The organism is Parasphingorhabdus sp. (assembly GCF_059726685.1).
In genome coordinates this window covers 3,362,501-3,382,730 of record NZ_AP041068.1, presented here as the reverse complement: position 1 = coordinate 3,382,730, position 20,230 = coordinate 3,362,501, and the positions used below count along the sequence as shown (strand labels likewise).

Below are 20,230 nucleotides of genomic sequence, written 5' to 3'. Positions count from 1 at the left end.
GACAAGGAAAATTCAATGCCCCGTTTTGACCAGATATCAAATCCATCACGCAAAAGCTTTCTCCATCGTGGGGGACGCATTGTGAAGTGGAAAGGCGGTGCCGCCAGCATGGTGCCGCAAGTGGCGGAACTGCGTTTGACAGTATCGGCCGCTGCGGTTGGCGCGGCGTTGATATTCGGCACCGGTATGGTCGGAATGGCGCCTGCGATGGCCGGGACGTGTGATGAAACACCTCCTGGTTCGGGGGAGTTTGTTTGTGCTGATCCTGCTGGCGTAGACGTGACCCAGATAATGGGTGGCGCGCCGGTGACCGTTACCACCGAAGCCGGTTTTGGCATAACGACCGCAGCTGGCAATGCACTGCAGATCGATGGTTTGGACGGTGCATCGTTCGATGATGCACAGGCATCTGACATTACCGGCGAACAAAATGGAATCAGCATAGGCAATGCAAACTCGGGTTCTTTGTCACTGGTATCTAATGGCACAGTTACCGGTACCTCGGGGAACGGAATCAGTGCTCAGAATGCTGCGGACACCTTAAACCTTTCCATCACCAGTAATATCGCCATTGGTGCCAATGATGGCATGTACGCCAGTCATGAAGGAGATGGTGGAATAACAGTCACGTCCACCGGCACGGCCACCGGAGCTACTTACGATGGTATTGACGCATATAATGCTGGCACCTATCTAACCGTCAATGCAGTCGACACCAACGGCGGCGAAAACGGTATTCTCGCGATCAACGAAGGCACGCTTGCCTTGACCGTCACGTCCACCGGCACCGCTTCCGGCACCGCCGTTGATGGCATTTTCGCGCGAAACTTTGGCACTGCCACCGACCTGACGGTCAATAGTAACGTGGCGACCGGTGGAGCTAATGGCATTCAAACTCTCAACGAGGGCAGCGGTGCGCTGACCATCACGGCAACCGGCACAACAACGGGAACTGCTTACAGTGGTATTTTCGCGGAAAATTCGGCCAATGGCTCATCGTTGTCAATCACAGCAGCGGATGTTACGGGTGGGACAACTGGAATAAGCGCCCTGAACTATGGCACAGCGGGTCTGACGATCAGTGTTACCGGTGATGTGACCGGTGAAACTGCAGAGGCTATCTTTGCCTATAATAGCGCCAATGATATCTCTGCCTCGACGGTAATCAATCAGGATGCCGGGGAAGTTGCCACCGGTGCGACTGATGGCATGTATGCACTGAATCTCGGCGGATCTCTGACGATTAATGCCCTAGGCACAGTCATCGGCGAGACCGGAGACGGTATCGATGCCCGCAATGGTATCGGTACTACCGGTCTGACCATTACCAGCAATATTGCGACCGGTGCTAATCATGGTATTCTGGCGATTGATTTGGGCGAGGGTGCGCTGACCATCAATTCCACGGGGACAGCAACCGGGACCACCCTCAATGGTATTAACGCGTTTAATACTGCCAATGGCACCGATCTGACGATTGATGCTGTCGATACCATTGGCAACAATTACGGCATTCTGGCACTGAACTTTGGTACTGGGGCATTGACCATCACTTCGACCGGCACAGCCACGGGCACGAATTTCGATGGTATCGGCGCCTCTAACTCGGCTACCGGCACTGACCTGACCGTTAATGCTGCCGATACCAATGGCTACTACAACGGTATAGATGCCGACAACAATGGCATGGGCGCGTTGACCATCACCTCCACCGGCACCGCAACCGGGACCAATGACAATGGTATAGATGCGTATAACTCGGCCAACGGCACCGACCTGACGGTCAACGCGTTCGACACCGTCGGTGATGACTACGGCATCGAGGCGGTCAATGAAGGCACTGGCGCGCTGACCATCAACTCCACTGGGACAGCGACAGGGTATAATGACGATGGTATTGATGCGCAAAACTCGGCCATCGGCACTGATCTGACCGTCAATGCGTTTGATACCGTGGGTAACTCTAGCGGTATTGATGCCGACAACAATGGCATGGGCGCACTGACCATCAACTCGACCGGCACGGCAACGGGCACGAATTTCGATGGTATTGGTGCCTTTAACTCCGCCACCGGCACCGACCTGACGGTCAATGCGGTTGACACCAGCGGTGGTTATAGCGGTATTGATGCGTACAACGCCGGCACCGGTGCGCTGACCGTCACCTCAACCGGCACCGCAACCGGGACTAACTACGATGGCATTGACGCACGTAACTCCGCCACCGGTACCGATCTGACGGTCAATACGGTTGATACCAGCGGTGGTTATAGTGGCATTAACGCTGAAAACTTTGGCGGCGGCGCTTTGAGTATCACCTCTTCCGGCACAGCAACCGGCGCCAATTTTTATGGTATTTTCGCGAACAACTCGGCTGCTGGTACATCGCTGTCGATCACAGCCAATGACGTCACCGGCAATATCAATGGTATCCGCGCCCTGAACTACGGCACAGCGGGTCTGACGATCAGCATCACCGGCGATGTTACTGGTGAAACTGCAGAGGGTATCTTTGCCTATAACAGCGCCAATGATATCTCTGCCTCGATGGTGATCAACCAGAACGCCGGGGAAGTCGCCACCGGTGCGACTGATGGCATGTACGCGGAAAACCTTGGTGGATCGCTTACCATCAATGCGCTCGGCACGGTCATCGGTCAGACCGGGGATGGTATTGATGCCAGAAACCGCGTCAGTGCAACTGACCTGACAATCACCAGCAATGTCGCGACCGGAGCCTATGATGGTATCAATGCGAACAACGAAGGCACAGGCGCGTTGACCATAACGTCGACTGGTACGGCTACCGGGTCAATTGATAATGGTATTGATGCGTTAAACTCCGGCAATGGCACAGACCTGACGGTCAATGCAGTCGATACCACTGGCGGTTATAATGGCATCGATGCCACCAACAATGGTATGGGCGCGTTGACCATCACCTCAACCGGCACAGCAATCGGGACCAATTTTTATGGTATTTTCGCGAACAACTCGGCTGCTGGTACATCGCTGTCGATCACAGCCAATGACGTCACCGGCAATATCAATGGTATCCGCGCCCTGAACTATGGCACAGCGGGTCTGACGATTAGCGTCACTGGTGATGTTACTGGTGAAACGGCAGAGGGTATCTTTGCCTATAACAGCGCCAATGATATCTCTGCCTCGATGGTGATCAACCAGGATGCTGGGGAAGTTGCCACCGGTGCGACCGATGGCATGTATGCAGAGAATCTCGGCGGATCTCTGACCATCAATGCCCTGGGTACGGTCATCGGTCAGAGCGGGGATGGCATTGATGCCCGCAATGGTGTCGGCACAACCGACCTGACCATCACCAGCAATGTCGCGACCGGAGCCATCAACGGTATCCTTGCATTGAACGCTGGTACTGGCGCAGTAACCGTCACCTCAACCGGCACAGCAACCGGGACTGACCTTTTCGGTATTTTTGCCCAGAACTCCGGCAATGGTACTGATCTAACCCTAGCATCCGCTAATTCTATTGGCGGCATCGACGGTATTCTCGCTATCAACAACGGCACTGGCGCGCTGAGCGTCACTTCCACCGGGACAGCAACTGGAACGACTTCCGATGGCATCGACGCGCGCAACTCCGCTAATGGTACCGACCTGATGGTAACGGCTTTCAGTACTAACGGTGGTGAAAGAGGTGTTTATGCAAACAATCAGGGCAATGGCGTGCTGACCATCAGCACAACGGGCGATGTTACGGGTGAGATCGCAGAGGGTATCTTTGCTTATAACAGCGCCGCTGGCACTGCGATGGATATCAATCAGGATGCCGGAGCAACCACCACCGGTGCAACCGATGGTATGTATGCCGACAATAATGGTGGATCGCTGACGATTAATGCGTTGGGAACGGTCATCGGCGAGACCGGTGACGGTATTGATGCCAGAAACCGCGCGGGCACACTCGATCTGACCATCACCAGCAATATTGCGACCGGGGCCAACAACGGCATCAACGCCCGGAACTATGGCAGCGGCGCGCTGAGCGTCACTTCCACCGGGACCGCGACCGGAACCATTTTCGATGCCATTGAGGCGTTTAACTCTGTCAATGGCACGGACCTTACGGTCAATGCAGTGGATACCCTTGGCGATGACAATGGCATTCACGCATCCAACCAGGGCATCGGCGCGCTAACCATCAACTCAACCGGCACAGCAACAGGGAGCAGCACCGATGGTATTCTCGCTCAGAACTCCGCCAACGGAACGGATCTGACGGTAACCTCCGCCGATGCTATTGGTGACATTGCCGGTATTTTCGCGTTCAACCAAGGCGCTGGCGCGCTGACCATCAACTCAACCGGCACGGCAACTGGCGTCAATTTCAATGGTATTGGTGCGAGTAACTCTGCCAATAGTACGGACCTGACCATCAACGCCGTTGATACCGTCGGCAACCAAATTGGTATAGACGCTAACAACCTTGGCACCGGCGCACTGAGTATCACTTCGACCGGTACGGTGACCGGAACCAATGATAACGGCATTTTCGCAGAGAACTCTGCTGCTGGCACATCACTGTCTGTGACGGCGGCGAATGCCACAGGCGGTGTGGATGGTATTAACGTGCTGCAGGAAGGCACCGAGGCTGCGTCTGTGACGACCACCGGCACGGTATCGGGTGGCACAGGCAATGCGATTACTGCAGAGACCACTGGCTCGGCTATTGTTGTGAACAATAGCGGTACGCTGGAAAGCGGTGCGGGCTTTGCTGTGGAAGCCATTGGCGGTGTGACACAGCTGACCAATAGCGGCAGGATTAACGGCCGGGTGCTATTGAGCGCCTTTGACGATGTGACCGTCAATAACGGCTTGTTCAATGCAACACTGAACAGTGACTTTGCAGCAGGCAATGACCTGTTCACCAACGAAGGCACGGTTCTGGTGGGCAGCAATATTGCTTTCAACAATCTTGAGCAGTTTGTGAATGACGGTTTGATCGACATGCGCAACGGCGTGATTGGCAACAGCCTGACCCTGCCGGGTGATTATGTCGGTAGCGGTGACGGCAGCTTCGCATTCGATGTCACGTTCGATGGCGCAGGTGCAGCCGATACACTCGTCATCGCTGGTGCAGCAACGGGTAATACCGTGTTCGAAATTGACGACATCAGTACCAGCCCCAATTTTGGCAATATGGTTCTGGTCGTAGATGCTGGTGCCGGTACGAACGAGGATGCCTTCGAGCTTGGAACGGAAAGTCAGACAATTGGCTTCTTTGCCTATTCGGTGTTTTTTGATGCGCCGGATAATGACTTTTTCTTGACTAACACGATCGGCACGCCTGTTTTCCAGACGCTCAAGTTTGTCGAAGGGGCGCAATCGCTCTGGTACCGCTCGGCCGATGCATGGGCCGCCCATATGGCTACACCGACCGATAGTTCGGCCTCTCCCGCATGGATGCAGATATATGGTACAGTTACTAATCAGGATGACAGTTTTGAGTTTAGCGCAGGCGGACTGACGGAACCGATCTCTGTAAATTACGAGCAGGACTATTTCGGATTTCAGGCTGGTTATGAATTTGGTGCTGGAGTGACCGAAGATGGGGGACTGTTTGGCCTCACCGGCGGTTATTTGAGCTCTAACCTTGGTTTTGACGGAACGGCCGACAATGTCCGCTATGACGCCTTCAACCTCGGCGCTTATGCCGGCTTGAAAGGCGGTCGGTTCTTTGCAAATGCGCTGGCCAAATATGACTTTATCACAGCCGATGTCAGGGCGCGCACCGCAGGCTACAACGCGGACCTAGACGGTTACGCCTATGGTGTCAGACTTGAAGCAGGCTACCGTCTTGGCGATGAGAAGTTTTTTGTCCAACCGCTCACTAGCTTCGAATATCAACGCGCGAGCCTTGATGATTTTTCTGCGCTCGGTGCCGACATCGACTTTGATACGTTCGATGGCCTGCGTGGTATGATTGGAGCAAGGCTTGGCGGAGAAACCAAAATCAAGTGGGGCAATAACCTGACTTACTATCTTGGCGGACAAGCAGTGCATCAGTCACAAACCGGTGATGGGTTAACCTTTACCAGTGGCGACACATCCATCGAGATTGAAAACCGGTTGTCCAAGACGTTCGGGCGGTTCGAATTGGGGCTAAGTATCGCTACACAAGGAGGCGTCACCGGCTTCATCGAAGGCAATGCTGATATCAGCGGCGACTATACGGGCTATGGAGGGCGCGGCGGATTGAAAGTCCAGTTCTGACAAGTTGATTTTTAAAGGTTCAAAGATTTCTGAGAAAGCAATTCCCGTAGGGTCGCAGGCTTCTCAGAATAGGCGGGGACCGGAGGTTCGAAGCACTCCTGTCCCCGCCGACCATCAGCAGCATAGCTTCATAAAATAGGGGGCATTTTTAAGACAAACCTCTTCCGAATATATCGATCAGGAAGGCAATATTGAAGTCTTAAGCGTCAGCCTATGAACCAAGTGTCAGCAGATCTTATGGCGATTCTAGACAGAATGGAGACACTGCTTGGGCGTATTGAGAACGGTCAATCGACCAAAAGTTTTGAACAACTCAGCTTGTCGCAGCTCGTCCTGAGTCTGAGGCGGGAGTGTAATCAATCGTTTCCTGTCCAATATTTCAGCGTTGATATCTGGGATATTCTGCTGGAACTTTACGAGGCGCAAAAGACGGGCAAGAAGGTAAAAATATCAATATCTGAAAGTAAGTTCAGCAGTGTTCCTCCAAACCTGTTGCGCTATATCGATATGCTAATAGAAGACGAGTTTCTTTACCTGGAACATGTCGGTGTTGATGATGAAATAGGCTATGCGTGTCTGACGCAAAAGGGGCTAGATCAGTTGGAAGAAATTTTTAGAAAATCAAAAAAGACGCTTGGTACCCAATATATGACACTGGACGTTCTTAAGCCCCAAAGAGCGACGGAAGCTAAAGAGAGCTGATCTTCATTCTTTTTTGAACAAGCTCGGCGAACCGGCGTAAAGCAAAATAGCCTTTTCTTTCGAGCGATTCCCCACTGTGTGCGGCAAGCGTGAATCAAAGTGCATACTGTCGCCAGCGCGCATGATGGTATCGATATCGCCAGCGGTTGCATGAATCTCGCCTTCAACGACAAAGCGAAAATGCTCGCCATTCCTCTGTTCTGTGACAAAAGTATATCCTGGAGGGATATGAATCAACATGACGTCCATTCGTCGCCCTTCGAATTGAGAAGAAAGGTCAAAATATTCAACCGGTGAATCAGCTTCAATTCTGCGAGGCGCGTCCGCGCGATTAACAATAGTCTCGCTATTCGGGATGGTCATAAAATAATTCAAATCGACAGACAGTGCTTCTGCCAAAGCCAGCAAGGACACAAGCGAGGGAATGGTTAGGTTGCGCTCAGCTTGAGAAATGAAAGGCGCCGATAATCCGGACTCGGTGGCTAGTTCCTGGAGCGTCATTTTCAACTCCTTTCGCCGAGTCTTGATACGCTCGCCTACCGGCAATATGGATTTCTCAGGAGCTGGCCACGGTGTACCGTCAGCTTTGGCTTTAGTCATATTTTTTATCCATGTTCATCGATCAAACCGAAGTCGCAGACGACTACTGTGCAATCCAGTCGACGATAGGGCATAGATAACAAAGCAACAACACCAGAGTACTACTTTTCAGCAATAATTACTGCATATCAAAAATTTTGATATATAATGTATTTGAAATGATACTGCTTATTGTTAAAAATCAAAAAAATAAAAAATTCGAATTTTTTCCGATTAAGGAATACGATCTGGCTTTGAATTAATTGGCATTAAAGTATTGAAATAAAACGATTAAAATAAATACTCATTCCTTTTATTCCACTAGCCCCTGCTTTTTTTTCCTATTTGAGTGACCATGACTGCGTATATATAGGGTGATCAATCGAAAGCTTGAAGCGACAGATTGATCATTTTTTGTCATTCGATCAAAATTTTGCATGGCAATTAATTTGATCGCATCAAAAAAGTGCTTTGTAATTGTTAAAGTGAGAAAACCCCCATGATCTTGTTTGAACGCAAAATATTATCCGAGTTAATGATCGGCCGTACCCATTATGTTGACGTGGGAGACCGTAAACAGGTTTCTGTCTATTATCCCAGCGATACTGAAGTTCATTTGAGGGCTTCGGATTCCACTGTTTTCAGGGGAGAGATGACCATGAAAGATGCCGGCTACAAGATAAGTTGGCATGATGGTACTGATGGTTACTACAAGATAGCCGAACATCTGGGTGCATATGTATATATTGATGATAATGGAAGATCAGCTGGCACCATCACAAAAATAGTTCCCGGAAATCCAGAATATCTCTGACCACCTTTTCTCATGATGGTGGATAAAAACCATGTGCGAACACCCTGTCCAGACTTTCCCGAGCGTTAGCTCGTTTTATCCATAGCAATGAATATCTTTTGAGGCAGGAACACTTCTATCACGCAGTTTTCCTGCCTCTCATTTCAGGGCAAATTTGTGATTGGACTTCGTGATTTACACTGGGGCATCATGAGAAAGGGAGGCGGTATTTGAAGCAGCTAGACAATTGTTACAAGCCGACAGATTGATCCTGATCCTCAGCATCAATGGACTAACTGTTTAAGCTACATTCATTTTTGCAGCGTTAAACGGTGCAATATGAACGATGGAGAGAGAAAATATGCGGCTTCTTGCTTTTACCGGTCTGGCCCTGGCTACCCTTGCAACCCCGGCGATCAGCCAGTCCTCCGGCCAAGGCGATATCGCGGTAACCATATATAATAATAACCTCGCGCTGGTGCAGGATACGCGCCGTCTCAATATTCCTTCCGGCCGATCTGTACAGACTTTCCCAGGCGTATCAGGACAGATCAGAGCCGAAACAGTGGGCTTTAACGCCGCCAACACTGGAATTGTCGAACAGAATTTCGATTATGATCTTCTCTCTCCCGCCAAGCTGATGGAAAAAGCGGTTGGCGAAACTGTCACAATCGTGCGGATCAACCCCGCGACTGGAAAAGAAACAAGGGAACGCGCAAAGGTGCTGGCTGCCAATGGCGGTGTGGTTCTGCAAATTGGTAGCCGGATCGAGGTGCTGCGCGATGACCGGCTGCCAACGCGAGTGATATTTGATAAAGTTCCAAACAATCTGCGGGCACGCCCAACGCTATCTGTAACACTGAACAGCACGCGCAGTGGCACACGCCCGGCGCAGCTCAGCTATCTAACTGGTGGCATGGGTTGGAAAGCCGACTATGTCGCCTTGTTTGATGAAAATGCCGGCAAAATGGATGTGCAAGGCTGGGTTACTCTGACCAACAATACCGGTACGACATTCAACGACGCGAAAACATTGCTGGTGGCTGGAACACCCAGCGTGAACGGACAGCGCAGCTCGAATCGCCGAAACAATATCCGCCGCGCCGGAACCGAATCCGCCAATCGTGAAGCGCTCGGGGACTTTTACCTTTATCCTCTCGCGGCACGAACGACGATTGCCAATGCGCAGACCAAGCAAGTCAGTTTTCTCGACGTGACCGGCGCTTCGGCAAAAAAGGCATATGAGTTTACTAATCGCTGGCTTGGTTCCCAGAATGAGGCGCAAAGCGCCGCGACTGTATTGCAGTTCAGTGCGTCGGCAGATGGCGGCCTTGGTGACGCACTGCCAGCTGGTACCGTGCGCGTTTACATGAAGGATGCCTCAGGTCAGCCGCAATTTATCGGTGAAAATACAATTGGCCATACGCCAATGGGGTCTGAGCTTGGCCTCAAAACTGGTGAGGCGTTTGATGTGAAGGTAAAGCCAACCGTTACCGAACGGCGACGGTTGTCATCTACAAAATGGCGCAGCGCCATGTCCTACGAGCTGACTAATGCGCGCTCAACGCCGGTTACTGTTTCGCTCATCCAAGACGGCCTAGATTTCTATTGGAGTGATACCCGGATCGTTAACGAAAGCCTGAAAAGCGAACGGCGTTCATCAAATAGTATCGTCTGGAAAGTGCCTGTACCGGCAAATGGGCGAACCACCGTAACCGCGACTTTCGAGACACGGTTCTAGAACGGGGCGCTGGGCTGATGCCAAGGCTTTTAAACCGGCTCGACTTGAGAGTCCTTCTGCTGTTGGTTTCACTTCTGGCGGCCCCCGTGGCTGCCCAGACAGACTTCAACCGCCAAGTCGTTACATCCGATGGTCCGTCATCCGTTTCGGTGACCGTCTATCGCGATCCGAACCGAACCGGCGACCGTGGCATGAATCTAAGATATCTTGGCGGTTATGCCCTGATCACCGAACAACGAACCGTGACACTGCCTGCGGGAGAAATCGACCTGCGTTTTGAAGGCGTGGCAGGCGGCATAATTCCGCAATCTGCAATTGTTACCGGCTTGCCGGATGGCGTGATCGAGAAAAATCGTGACGCAGCGCTGCTGTCACCATCTGCTTTGCTCAATGGCTATCTGGGGCGGGGCGTTACCGTTCGCCGGACCAGCGCGGTCACTGGCCAGACCACGGAGTTTGATGCACAAATCCGGACCGACGCCAGTGGCGGTGTCGTGGTGCAGACAGCCGATGGCTTCGAAGCGCTGCAATGTACCGGATTCAACGAGACGATTGTCTATCCATCCATTCCTGAAGGCCTTTCCGCCAAGCCGACTCTGTCGGTTAAAAGCCAGGTTGCGACAGCCACCCGAGCGACTGTGACCCTGTCTTATCTGGCCACCGGTTTTGACTGGCAAGCCAATTATGTCGCCGACGTCAGTGCAGACGGTCAGACGATGAACCTGTTTTCATGGGTGACGCTGGCCAATGGGGATGAAACAACTTTTGCGAACGCGCGGACCCAGACTGTTGCAGGACAGCCGAATAAAGGGCGTGATAATATAGCGCGTGCAACCGGCGGAGCGATTTCCCTGCGTTGCTGGCCGCAAGCTACAACCAGTGACATCATGGTGAAACGGTTTGAGCGTGCGCGCAGGGAATCGCGTTTTGCAGGCAGGCCGCTTCCCGCACCCATGGCTATGATGGAATCAGCGGCCGATGTGGTGGGAGTGAGTGCCAGGAAGGTCCAAGCGAAGCAAGAAGATCTCGGCGACCTTAAGCTCTATCGTATTCCCGTTCCGGTAACTGTAGCTTCACAAAGCCAAAAACAGGTAGCGATGTTTGAAAAGACGGCGATCCCGTTTGAGCAAATCTACGAAGCGCAGATCTGGGCGAACGGTTATTCTGATCCCACACCGCTCGCAACCACGCTGCGTTTCCAGAACAAAAAACGCGATGGCCTGGGACTTGCCCTACCTGCAGGCAAAATGGTTGCCTTTAAAGCAGCAGCGGGTGAACGGCTATTGCTCGGAGAGGGGGGTCTGGACGATAAAGCAATTGACGAAGAAGTAGAGGTCACGATCGGCGAAAGCTCTCTGGTTCGCTATAAGATGTTATCCGTTGAGGAAGTTGATACGAAACGGGAAAGCTTTGCCGACATGCAACTCACCATCACCAACGCGTCGCGTTCGCCAGCCCGGGTTGAAATTAAAATCTACCACCAGGATGACCATAAACTACGAAAGCTCAGCGAAAGACTTGGCCGAAAGGATGGCAAGGATTTATGGAAAGTAACCGTGCCGCCCAATAGCGACCGCGTCCTGACCTATAGGGTAGTGCGTAAATAGTAAATATCTGCTGGATTACATGTAAGCCGATTTCTCTCAGGACTGTCCCCAGCGCGAATGTGGGATGCCGTTCATTTAAATATACCCAAAACAAATGAATCCCCGTCAACGTCTGTAGCGCGCCCTTAAAACATCCCGGCTCTAGGCACTGTGTTGGTGTGGTGACCAATTATTTTACCTCTTGTGATATCGGTCATTGCAAATTGTAAGTGACACCGCCAAACATTTGTGAAATTCGCTGGATCTAGGGGCACAAGAGATCGTGAGACTTCAGAGGACTCTGTCATTTTTCCTGCTTATGGCATTGGGGCAAAGTGTCTTTCCGGAAGCCATTGCGGCGCAGCCGGTAAAACGTCCCGCGCCGCTCTCCGGAAAAATTACGGCAACAAAAGGCGGAGAACAAGCAACTTTGCTCCCACGCAGGACGTGGCAAAGGGCCGTGCGCCAGCAGGACCTGAAGACCGGAGACGTCCTGCGCACCAAGGCGGCAGGTACGCTGGCCATTGTTTTTGCCGATGGCACGCAAGTGCGCTTGGGCAGGAACTCGGTGATGGTCGTGCGTCAGGTTAGCAAAACCGGCAAATCTTCTCTGTCGCTACAACGCGGCCGCGCGTGGGGCCGCAGCCCGCGCAACAGAACCAATCTGTCCATCGAAACGCCATCGGCAACGGCGGCTATTCGCGGCACAGAATGGGCTATCAATGCTGATGCGGAATCCAGCCGGCTGCAGGTTTTCTCAGGCACTGTCGAACTGTCGAACGATGCCGGATCACTGACCGTCGAAGCGGGACAAGCGGCCACGGTGCTGCGGGGCCAGGCACCGACACGGACCTTGCTCGCAAACCCGACCGGGCGCGAACAGATGCTGTATTTTGTCAATCTGGCCAGCGGACTGGATTTGCTCGGTAATGATAGCGAAGCTTTCGTTAGCGCGCGCCGGTTAGCAGCCAGCGGGGACTGGGAAACCGCAGCCCGTTTTTTTGATGACCTTTCCCGATCCGAAGATCCGGTCGACCGGGCTACCGGCACATATGGCGGTTATGTCGCGGCGGTACAGCAGGGCGAAGAAGCCGCGCCGCCGATGCTTGATGCGACGGCTGAGAGCTATCTGGCGCTTGCCCTGATTGCCGCCTATGATGGCGACCTCAGGACAGCAAAGGAAACGGCGGAAGAGGGCCTTCAAGCTTTTCCGGATGCTGCCGCGCTTTATCGGGCCAAGGCAGATGTTGAGGCGTTGCTGGGTGATGCCGATGCGGCGCTCGCCACTATGGATGCTGCTCGCGCTACCTTTCCCGACGACGTGTCGCTGAAGATCGGCGACGCTGATTTGCTGCGTGATTATGGCGGCAGGCCAAAGGCCGCAAGAGACTTGCTGAAACCCATTCTTGCGAACGACCCCGATGATTTTGCGGCCCTGAAATCGCAGGCGAAAAACTGGATGCACATTGGCGGGTTGAAAGAAGCCAGCCGACTGGTGACGCGAGCGCTTGCAGCACGGCCCTATGATGCGGAACTGATCAGCATGCGGGCAGAAATATTGCTGGAACAAAACAGGCTGTCCGACGCTAAAGCGGAAATCGACAAGGCTCTGGAAATGGACGCTGGCAATGCGCTGGCGGGCAATGCATTGGCACAATATTGGCGGCGAAAGGATCGATTGGCCCAAGCGCTCGAGGCATCTTTGGCAGCTTCGGCGCATAACCCGGACTATGGCATGGGTTTTCTGGGCCTAGCGCAGGTGCATCATGAAATGGGCGAAACCGGTCTGGCCGAACAGCAATTTGATGCGGCCGACCGGCTTGATCCTTTTAATCCGGCCATAGCTCTTGCCCGGACCGGTGTTGCTTTGCAGGATTTTGCGGCTGATGACGCGATCCGGAACGCACGAGAAGCCTTGACGCGTTATCGTGGGCGCGGCGGCGAATATGTCAACTTGTCGGAGAATCGTGAGACTGGGAGCCTCGTGTCTCAGGCTTTCCGTTTCCTCGATCTGGAAGGCTGGGGGCGCTATTATGCCGACCGCGTGTTCGACAGCTTCACGCCATCCAGCTATTTTGATCAGGCGATCAACCAAACACCGGGTCCTTTCCTGATCCGAAATGCGGATGGTAGTTTTAATGCACAGCAGGCCGCAGGAGATAATGGGGAAGGGGAGAGCTTTGAAGCGCTGTCCAGCTTCCTGCAAGGTGTGGCTCTCGACCCTTTGAGTGTTGCCAGTTCAACGCGGCGCTTGCGGTTCGACAATGGTAATTTCATAGAACCCTTTGTCGGGGCTTCGTTGCTGGATGAGAATTTACGCAATGAGAAGGCGCTTAGCGGCGGGCTTGATACTATTTTCGATGCACCGCTGCCCACAGCGATCTGGCTACGCGGCAACTACACTGATATTTCCGACAATCGCCGGCGTCCCGATATCAGCCCGTTCTCGCGACGCCGCGGCGGCGAGAGGTTGTTTTTCGGCGGCTATCTCGGGCTGGAGCTCACCCCGTCCGATAGCCTCGTTTTGAATGGGGAGTTACAGCGCAATACGGATCTGTCCGAAACTAATATTCTTGGCTTGCTGGATGACAGTTTTGCGCTGGAAGAAGACCGCGAGGCGGAGAGGAACTTTCTGTTCGGATTATATAGTCACGAATTTGGCTATCGTGATCAGCTCACCATCGGGGCGGGTTTTGGCCGGTCGCAGTTGAACGTCATCTCGATTGACACCACGAGCACGCTGCCGTTCAGGGATCAACTGGCGCAAAACAGAGCTACCTTTAGTTATCTTAGTGCCAATTATGCCAAAGGTTTTGGCCCTCTGGACCTACGGATCGGCGCAGAATGGAGCGATGTACGCACGCGCGACGTGACCTCGGTTTTCGATTTTGAGCAGGACATCGTTGCCCCGGGTATAGCGCCAGCCCGGTTCGATTTGCGAACGACAGAAGCTCGGGCCTATATCGATTTGCGCTACCATCCGATTGAGCCATTGGTGCTTCAGGGGCAAGTAGAAGCGACGGCCCGCACAATCGCAGGGGACACGCGCTATCCTTTCAACTTTCGATTTGGCGCTTCCTATGAGCCTTTAGAGGGCCACTGGCTGCGTGCTGCCTTCCTACGCCAAAGCCGCGGATTGTTCGATTTCAGTTTCCGCCCAGCAGCCGTGGTTGGATTGCAGGCAAATTCTGTACCGAGCTTTCGCCAAAGCCGCAATGACAGCGTGATTGTTCGCTGGGATGCCGAATGGTCTGATCGCCTGTTCACGACCGTGGAATATCAAGACCAGCAACTGGAGGCTGTGCAATATGCCGTTCCTGATCTGCCCGTCGACATTACCGGTTTTCCTGTTTCGGTGAAACGGATCAGCGGGGAAGCCAATTTATGGCTGGGCGGGAATATCGGGCTGCGCGCTTCCTATGCCTATACGGACAGCGCAATCGAGGGCAGCTTCGTTTCTGGCGATAATGTCAACCAGGCGATTGGCCCGACCTTCGGCTGCGCCACGGCGGATTTGAATTTCACGTTTGGCTGCACCTATGAAGTCGGTGACCAACTGCCCTTCGTTCCCGGCCATTTCGCGCGGGCTTCTCTGGTCTGGACGCTGCCTGCACCCACCCGGCTGAAAGCGACGGTATCAGCCAGTTATATTGGCGGACAGGATGACGATCTGAGCTTGCCTGTCGAAGATGTCACACTGGTTGATGCGCGGCTGGAATGGGAGCCGCTGGATCGGCGTCTTGCATTCAATCTTTCGCTGCTGAACTTGCTCGACAAACGCTATGATTCAGCGACTGGTGTTGCCGCGCCCCGATTTACTGTGCTCGCCGGTGCGGAGGTGCGCTTCTGATGGCCGAACCACGGATCACAACCATGCTTTCCCCGCACCGCAGACTGTCTGGATTGTTGCTGGTTGCGGTGGCCGCACTGCTGGTTGGAGCGCTCAGCCTGACAACCTTCATGAGAGACCTTGACGGGCGCAGCTTTGACTATTTGTCGACCACCGCGCCGGTAGTGCCAGAACAGCCAGGGATTACGCTGATTGCTATTGACGAACCAAGCATGGACGCGATTGGCCAGCAATGGCCGTGGCCACGTTCCCGACATGCGGAGCTGATCCGTCAACTGCGTGGGGCGGGGACCAAGGCCATTGCCTTCGACGTGCTTTTTGCCGAACCATCGGATGACGTCGAGGATCAGGCACTGGTCGATGCGATGGGGCCGGATATCATTCTGGCCGCTGATGAAAGTATTATAGAACGCCCGTATGGCAGCACATTGGTCCGCACCCAACCCATGCCGGAGCTGATTGCAGCTGGCGCGCAAGCCGGTATTGCGAGCCTGTCGATGGACGGCGACGGGGTACTGCGCAACATGCCGCTCTATAGCGACGGCTTCATGGCCAAGCTGATCGAGATGACGACCGGAAAAACTGTGCCAGAAAACCGGACGCCACGCCGAATCCAGCACTTTGGTCCGGCGGGTAGCTATCCGACTATTTCTTATTATCAGGCGCTGGACCCCGCGACTTATTTGCCGTCTGACTATCTGCAGGACCAGATTGTAATTGTCGGCTTTGCGTTGCAGACCAATGCCGATATCGCTGCGGGTGGTATAGATGCCTTCGAAACCGCCTACACATTGCGGTCGCGCCAGCTGACACCTGGGATCGAAGTTCAGGCGACGATCTTTGACAATATTCTGTCCGGGCTATCCATCGCGCCTGCGCCGCAGTGGTTATCGCTGGTATTTGTTGCCATCGCAGCAGCGTTTGCGCTGGCGGTATCACGCCCCAAGGCCCCGGTGAGAAAGGCGCTCTTGCTGGCACTGGCCCTACTGGGTTTGATCGGTACAAGCTGGCTACTTCTGCAATTTGGACGCTTCTGGGTCGGACCGGTGGCACCATCAGTGGCACTAGTGCTAGGCGTCGCGGCTATTGCGACACGCGACTTTGCCGGTGAGCAGAAACGAGGACGAGAAGTACAGAATGCATTTGGTCAATATCTGGCACCGGAAATGGTTCAGAAAATTGCCGATGATCCGGGCCTGCTCAATCTTGGTGGGGTGAACCGAGAGCTCACCATACTATTCTCCGACATACGCGGCTTCACATCCATTTCAGAGGCGATGCAGGACGACCCGCAAGGGTTGACGCGAATGATCAACGCGATCCTTACACCGCTGTCCAATATCATCCTGCGCCATGGCGGTACTATCGACAAATATATGGGCGACTGTGTGATGGCCTTCTGGAACGCGCCACTTGATGATCCCGACCATGCTCTGCATGCGTTGGAAGCCGCACGCGAGATGCTGGCAGAAATGGAGGATATCAATCGGAAAATCCAGGCAATGCTGCCTGAAGAGGCAGATGTGCCGCTTATCAGGATGGGGATCGGTATCAACACAGGGACCTGTGTGGTTGGCAACATGGGATCGGACCGCCGGTTCGATTATTCTGTGCTGGGCGATGCGGTTAATCTCGCGTCCCGTCTTGAAGGACAGTGTGATGAGCAGGGTGTCGATATCCTGATTGGTCAAGCCACCGTTAGCGCGGCATCATCTCTGACTTTCAGAAAGGTGGCCGATATTCAGGTTAAAGGGCGATCAGCGACAGAGCCAAGCTATACTTTGTGCGATGACCCCTGATCCAGATATCGGAAATGCCGTTCAATTGCATTCAAGCGGCGTATTTGGTTTTTGAGCTTTCCGGGATAGGGCGGGGACGATGCTGCTCGTCCAGAGCCACAAAGGTAAATAGTCCGCTGGTTACCGGGACATGCTCTTCGCCTCGGTTGCGTTCAGCGACAACATCAATCCGCAGGCTAACCGACGTGTTGCCGATCCGCTCAACCTGCGCATAAACCGAAACAATATCACGGGTCAGGATAGGTGCGATGAACTCCATCGCTTCAATCGCAACCGTGGCAGTCGATCCCTGAGCGACCCTCGCGGCCATTATGCCGCCAGCAATATCCATTTGCGAGAGAACCCAGCCACCAAATATATGACCGTTATTGTTCAAATCGCGCGGCTGCGGTGCAACACGCAAAACCGGTTGTAGCGCGATTAGTTTGCGCAGGTCTTCCTCACTCATCCGGCGAAATATCCTTGCTGACCGGATCATCTATACAGTCGTCATGCCCCGTTCCACTGGACATGAAAACGAGTCCCATCAGGGCGGCTGTCAACAACAGGGCGAAGCCGACACCCACTGCTGCGGCTATATACATATGAACCGAAACCAGCCCGTGGAGATAATATAAAAGGCCTAATGCGACTGCGACACATACGAACGTGAGCGCGCTCATCCATCGCATCAGACGCCAGTAACGCGACCAAGCCATGCCGGCATATAGGGGATCATCTAGCTGCGATGGACCGGGCAATTTTTACATCTCCATTGGAATTATCCCCTCTTTGGACCTTATTGGATTTGCCATCAAGTCCAACTTCCCGCAAAAATATGCTATGTTAATGTTACATAATAGAGAATCAGGGATGTTTCGAAGCATGGGAAGAGGGCGCAAATGACGATACAGGCTATATTGCAGGGACGGGAAGGACAGATCTTCAGTTGTTCGGCAAACCATAGCGTTGCCGAAGCTGTTGCCATATTGGCCGAGAAAAGGATCGGGGCATTGCCTGTTCTTGATGGAGATCGGGTGGCAGGCATTTTTTCCGAGCGAGATGTCCTGCATTGCCTGCAAGACCTTGGTGCAGCAGCGATGGACAAGCCGGTATCCGAAGTGATGACTGCTGATGTTATTTCGGTCGACCTGCAAAAAAGCGCAATCGGAGCACTGTCTTTAATGACCAAGCGCCGTATCCGCCATTTGCCGGTGGTTGAAGATGACAAGCTGGTCGGCTTTATATCTATAGGCGATCTGGTGAAGTACCGGATCGACAAGATTGAGAGCGAAGCCGCGGCTATGCGCAACTATATCCAAAGCGCTTAGTCTGTCGAAGGACTAACGGATCGACACTCCGACAGTATCAAAATAGGCAAGGCTCTTTTCTCGGACTGCTGTGGCGCGCGCGACAGGATCGGGATAGCGGTCGCGATAGGCTTTTGACCGGACTTCCAGACTGAGTGGGATTGCCGGGGGCAGGGCAGCCAATATGTCAACAAGCGGTAAGCTGCCTTCTCCCGGTACGCTGCGCAAATCGATGGCATCTTCCAGATAGGAATCGAAATCATCGGAGCACTGCAGGTTGCCATCACAGATCTGGCTATATGCTAGCAGGTTGCCGTCCACAGCTTTCAGACTGGTTGCCGAATGACCGGCGCGTTGAAAATGCAAGCTGTCGATCAGCACAGCCGCTGCCGGGTGATCGCATCGCGCTACAATATCCAGAGCGGAATCAAGCGATTGTACTGCGGTTATCATTAAGAATTCCAGTGACACGCGGATATTGGCTGGTGCAGCCCATTCGCAAAGTTGATGCAATGCCGCCGCTGTTCGGTCCGGGTTGGGTTCTGCGCTGACGACCAGAATATTGGGTGCGCCCAGCTCCGCTCCAGCATCTACTATCAGGCGATGATCGTCAGTAAGTTCCCCGCCTTCTGGAATCCATACGACCTCAACATCAAGCACAGATAGGCCATGCTGTTTGATTGCCGCCATGGTGGCTCTGGCTTGTTCGGGTGTCCACTGCTTGGGTTCAATGGTGAAGCCGACATGGCTGAATCCTGCTTGCCCGGCTGCATCGGCGATTTGATTAGGCCGAAATTCTGGAAGAGTACCAGCAGCCAAAGACAATATGTGATCCATAGGCTTGGCCTAACCAATGACTGTCTCAATACAATGCGCGCTTTTAAGAGGGCCTTGCAGTGGGTTGCTCATCGGGTTTTGGGTCTGGGGACTTTTTCCGGAAGATGAGTTGGATAACTTCCATCAGCGTCGGTTTGGCCATTAGCCATAGCAAACCAACATAGGCGAGGCCGCCTATTGCAACCAATATTGCAAGCCGCGCATAAACAGTCATATCCGGTAAAAACTGGTCAGCAAAATAAACGACTGCGGCCATTGCGATAGAAGTCGACAGTCCAGGCCAAATTGCTGCAGCGAGCTCTCTGCCGCCGATTCCGATGTGCCGGTAAGACTGAAAGAAAGTGAAAAGTGTCAGCAGCGGGAAGGCAACAACCCAACCCCAGGCGAGACCAATGGCACCCCATTGCAGGCCAATGATAAAGGTGATTGGCATTAATATAGCCCCAACGAAAGAAGCGCGGGCCGTAATCTGGGGTTTGCCGACCGCGTTATTTGCGGGGGCGAATAATATCTGCAGCGTCATTACCGGCATAGCCAAAGCTAGAATGCTTACAAAAGGCGCCATTTCGAGCCATTTGGGACCAAATAGGCTGCCGACCAAGGGCGCTGCTGTAACTGACATGCCGAGATATAACGGGCAGGAGATCAACATGATCAAACGCACGGCCTTGAGGAATGACCAGCTCAAGGCCTTGGGATCGTGCTGCAAACGGGAATAGGCCGGGAATGCTACTTCATTGAGAGGCGGTACAAATTTTGCGGCGAAGATCGTCGTGAGAAATAGAGCTTCAGCATAGAGACC

Annotated in this window: 13 protein-coding genes (1 of these 13 only partly in view); 8 read left to right on the top strand and 5 right to left on the bottom strand. The window is 53.3% G+C overall.

The window, feature by feature from the left end; all coding sequences use genetic code 11:
- The first annotated feature begins 15 nt into the window (after positions 1-15).
- Together AC6I9Z_RS16470 and AC6I9Z_RS16465 are read left to right on the top strand one after the other, a co-directional pair.
- Positions 16-6,252, top strand: coding sequence for a hypothetical protein (locus AC6I9Z_RS16470; RefSeq protein WP_497811078.1), 6,237 nt, complete (start codon positions 16-18; stop codon positions 6,250-6,252).
- A 237-nt stretch (positions 6,253-6,489) separates the two neighbouring features.
- A complete protein-coding gene (locus AC6I9Z_RS16465; protein WP_461459112.1) occupies positions 6,490-6,954 on the top strand; it encodes a hypothetical protein in 465 nt (154 codons plus the stop codon).
- 3 nt (positions 6,955-6,957) lie between these two features.
- Here the strand turns inward: AC6I9Z_RS16465 and AC6I9Z_RS16460 are convergent, their stop codons facing one another.
- Positions 6,958-7,554, bottom strand: a complete 597-nt coding sequence (locus tag AC6I9Z_RS16460; protein ID WP_461459110.1) for a helix-turn-helix domain-containing protein — start codon at positions 7,552-7,554, stop codon at positions 6,958-6,960.
- A 478-nt stretch (positions 7,555-8,032) separates the two neighbouring features.
- Between AC6I9Z_RS16460 and AC6I9Z_RS16455 the strand changes: the two genes are divergently transcribed.
- The 5 genes from AC6I9Z_RS16455 to AC6I9Z_RS16435 all read left to right on the top strand — a co-directional run bounded on the left by AC6I9Z_RS16455 (position 8,033) and on the right by AC6I9Z_RS16435 (position 17,302).
- On the top strand, positions 8,033-8,347 hold the full coding sequence (locus tag AC6I9Z_RS16455) for a hypothetical protein (RefSeq protein WP_461459108.1): 315 nt from the start codon (positions 8,033-8,035) through the stop codon (positions 8,345-8,347).
- 340 nt (positions 8,348-8,687) lie between these two features.
- A complete protein-coding gene (locus AC6I9Z_RS16450; protein WP_461459106.1) occupies positions 8,688-10,067 on the top strand; it encodes a DUF4139 domain-containing protein in 1,380 nt (459 codons plus the stop codon).
- 86 nt (positions 10,068-10,153) lie between these two features.
- Complete coding sequence (locus AC6I9Z_RS16445) at positions 10,154-11,674, top strand: DUF4139 domain-containing protein (protein ID WP_461459104.1); 1,521 nt, start codon at positions 10,154-10,156, stop codon at positions 11,672-11,674.
- A gap of 262 nt (positions 11,675-11,936) precedes the next feature.
- Complete coding sequence (locus AC6I9Z_RS16440; RefSeq protein WP_461459102.1) at positions 11,937-15,503, top strand: FecR domain-containing protein; 3,567 nt, start codon at positions 11,937-11,939, stop codon at positions 15,501-15,503.
- A complete protein-coding gene (locus tag AC6I9Z_RS16435) occupies positions 15,503-17,302 on the top strand; it encodes a CHASE2 domain-containing protein (RefSeq protein ID WP_461459100.1) in 1,800 nt (599 codons plus the stop codon). The genes AC6I9Z_RS16440 and AC6I9Z_RS16435 overlap by 1 nt, the downstream gene beginning before the upstream one ends.
- A 31-nt stretch (positions 17,303-17,333) precedes the next feature.
- Here the strand turns inward: AC6I9Z_RS16435 and AC6I9Z_RS16430 are convergent, their stop codons facing one another.
- Together AC6I9Z_RS16430 and AC6I9Z_RS16425 are read right to left on the bottom strand one after the other, a co-directional pair.
- Positions 17,334-17,750: an acyl-CoA thioesterase gene (locus AC6I9Z_RS16430; protein ID WP_461459098.1), complete on the bottom strand. Its 417-nt coding sequence runs from the start codon at positions 17,748-17,750 to the stop codon at positions 17,334-17,336.
- On the bottom strand, positions 17,743-18,042 hold the full coding sequence (locus tag AC6I9Z_RS16425) for a hypothetical protein (protein ID WP_461459097.1): 300 nt from the start codon (positions 18,040-18,042) through the stop codon (positions 17,743-17,745). The genes AC6I9Z_RS16430 and AC6I9Z_RS16425 overlap by 8 nt, the downstream gene beginning before the upstream one ends.
- A gap of 141 nt (positions 18,043-18,183) precedes the next feature.
- On the opposite strand from AC6I9Z_RS16425, the gene AC6I9Z_RS16420 reads away from it, so the two are divergent.
- Positions 18,184-18,612: a CBS domain-containing protein gene (locus AC6I9Z_RS16420; RefSeq protein ID WP_109354065.1), complete on the top strand. Its 429-nt coding sequence runs from the start codon at positions 18,184-18,186 to the stop codon at positions 18,610-18,612.
- A gap of 12 nt (positions 18,613-18,624) precedes the next feature.
- Here the strand turns inward: AC6I9Z_RS16420 and AC6I9Z_RS16415 are convergent, their stop codons facing one another.
- Positions 18,625-19,428, bottom strand: a complete 804-nt coding sequence (locus AC6I9Z_RS16415; RefSeq protein WP_461459094.1) for a sugar phosphate isomerase/epimerase family protein — start codon at positions 19,426-19,428, stop codon at positions 18,625-18,627.
- Between the two features lie 43 nt (positions 19,429-19,471).
- On the bottom strand, positions 19,472-20,230 hold the 3' portion of the coding sequence (locus AC6I9Z_RS16410; RefSeq protein ID WP_461459092.1) for a lipopolysaccharide biosynthesis protein. 753 nt of this gene lie beyond the right edge of the window; only the last 759 of its 1,512 coding nucleotides appear in the window; the start codon falls outside the window, past its right edge — the gene reads right to left on this strand; its stop codon occupies positions 19,472-19,474.